This window comes from Gluconobacter sp. P5E10 (genome assembly GCF_018812145.1).
Lineage (GTDB): Bacteria > Pseudomonadota > Alphaproteobacteria > Acetobacterales > Acetobacteraceae > Gluconobacter > Gluconobacter cerinus.
In genome coordinates, this window is the sequence record NZ_JACRVZ010000025.1 from 1 (window position 1) to 1,878 (window position 1,878).

Consider the following 1,878-nt stretch of genomic DNA (forward strand, 5'->3'; position numbering starts at 1 on the left):
ACTTCTCACATCAAACACATGCACAGAAATCAGCCACACTCATAAAACACCAACCTCCACCCACTCTCAAAAAGACTGGGTGGGCTAGAAGACCTGGTGGCCATTGCGAGGGCCCTACACCCGATCCCTTCCCGAACTCGGCCGTGAAATCCCTCAGCGCCTATGATACTGCACCTCAAGGTGCGGAAAAGTCGGTCGCCGCCAGGTCCCCTAGCCCACTCATCACTCCCACAACACCAACATCACCAACATCACCAATACCACCGCGGGGTGGAGCAGCCCGGTAGCTCGTCAGGCTCATAACCTGAAGGCCGTAGGTTCAAATCCTACCCCCGCAACCATAGAACCCTGCACCAGGAACCGATCAAGAACGCCAGCGTCCGGATGACGCATGGCGTTCTTTCTGTTCGTTGCAAAGCCCAGCATCGCAGCCAGATCACCCTCAAGAAAAATCCCGAGCTCCCCATTCTCCGGAATGAGTTTGATCCGCGTGATCAGAGAACGAATCGCTTCTCTGGCTTGCGTCCCGGTGGCCTCGTTTTGCAGGCTGGCGTGAAGAGACGCGATCTTTTGGCGATACAGCTCCGCCATGTTGGGATGCAGCAGAGGCGGCGGGGAAGGGGCTTCCGCCAGTCGTTCCTCTATCTCGGCCTTGCGGGTTTCAAGGTGACCGATGCGGTCTTTGAGGCGTGATCCCGGGACGCCATCGAGAATAGCCTGAATGGCCTTGTCCAGTTCACGCTCGATTTTGGGGAGCTCGGATTTCAGAGCGACCAGATCGGCCCCTTTCTCCATCCGCAAACGGTTAACCTCACGTGTGAACTCCTCACAGAATTCCCTGAAGAGCGCAGGGTCCATCATCTGGGTCCGCAGTCCGTTGAGCACGGATTTTTCCAGAACATCCCGTCGGATCGTCAGGCGGTTCTCGCAAGTGCCTTTGTTGCGGGCGGTTGAGCAGCCGAGGTGATGTTGTGAGATCATTGAAAAGCCACCTCCACAACAGCCGCATTTGATGAGGCCTGTCAGAAGATGGGTCGGACGTTGCAGGGCGTTGAGGGGATGAACGCCGTTACCGCGGGATTTCTGGGACCAGGTCGTTTTGCTCTGACGGTCTTTGACCGCATTCCAGAGATCCTGCTCGATAATGCGAAGATCAGGAACACCCTGAAGTACCCATTCCGATTCAGGATTGAGGCGGGAGACGCGCTTCCCGGTGCTCGGGACCTTGATGTAGCGCAGGCGGTTCCAGACCAGTCGGCCGATATAGAGTTCGTTGTTGAGGATGCCGGTGCCGCGTTCACGGTTTCCATTGATCGTTGACGGGCTCCAGGCTCCGGACAGGGGCCCGCGATGGCCTTCAGCATTCAGAGACAGGGCAATGGCTTTGGGGGATTTGCCGTCGGCATAGTCCCGAAAGATCCGTCGGACGATCTGGGCCTGATCATCATTAATGGCGCGCTCTCCGCAAATCGGTTCGCCATGACTGTCGCGCTGTTTGACAACATCGTAGCCGTAGCACAGGCCGCCACCGGATTTGCCCAGTTCGACGCGGCCACGCAGACCCCGCCGGGTCTTGTTGGCCAGTTCCCTGAGGTAGAGCGCATTCATCGTGCCGGTCAGGCCAATATGTAGGCTCAGGACCTATTAATTTATTGAACTGAGCGAGACGTTGTGATTCACAGGGTTACCGATGGAGGTGAGGCTGTGAGTGACATGTTTTTGCTGTCTGAGAGCCAGATGGAGCGGATTGAGCCATTTTTCCCTCTGGCACATGGAGTAGCACGCGTGGATGACCGGCGTGTTCTGAGCGGGATCGTTTATGTGATCCGCAACGGGCTTCAGTGGAAAGACGCCCCGAAAGCATATGGCCCGCACAAG

At 57.0% G+C, this 1,878-nt stretch carries 3 protein-coding genes, 1 tRNA gene, 1 rRNA gene and 1 pseudogene; 5 read left to right on the top strand and 1 reads right to left on the bottom strand.

Going from position 1 to position 1,878, the window contains the following annotated elements; translation table 11 throughout:
- Positions 1 to 92 precede the first annotated feature (92 nt).
- The 3 genes from rrf (at position 93) to KP707_RS17095 (ending at position 693) form a co-directional block, all read left to right on the top strand.
- Positions 93 to 207: ribosomal RNA gene (gene rrf, locus KP707_RS16475) — 5S ribosomal RNA — on the top strand.
- A 57-nt stretch (positions 208 to 264) separates the two neighbouring features.
- Positions 265 to 341 (top strand) — tRNA-Met (locus tag KP707_RS16480).
- Positions 342 to 384: 43 nt separating this feature from the next.
- Positions 385 to 693, top strand: a complete 309-nt coding sequence (locus KP707_RS17095) for a hypothetical protein (protein WP_306792315.1) — start codon at positions 385 to 387, stop codon at positions 691 to 693.
- A gap of 234 nt (positions 694 to 927) precedes the next feature.
- Here KP707_RS17095 and KP707_RS17100 read toward each other — a convergent pair.
- Positions 928 to 1,470: pseudogene (locus KP707_RS17100) on the bottom strand (recombinase family protein); the annotation flags it as partial.
- Between KP707_RS17100 and KP707_RS17215 the strand changes: the two are divergent.
- Together KP707_RS17215 and KP707_RS16490 are read left to right on the top strand one after the other, a co-directional pair.
- On the top strand, positions 1,351 to 1,632 hold the full coding sequence (locus tag KP707_RS17215; protein ID WP_338085349.1) for a hypothetical protein: 282 nt from the start codon (positions 1,351 to 1,353) through the stop codon (positions 1,630 to 1,632). The pseudogene KP707_RS17100 and the gene KP707_RS17215 sit on opposite strands and share 120 nt — an antisense overlap.
- A gap of 72 nt (positions 1,633 to 1,704) precedes the next feature.
- The coding region (locus KP707_RS16490) for a transposase (RefSeq protein WP_215769450.1) at positions 1,705 to 1,878 on the top strand (174 nt) is incomplete at its 3' end.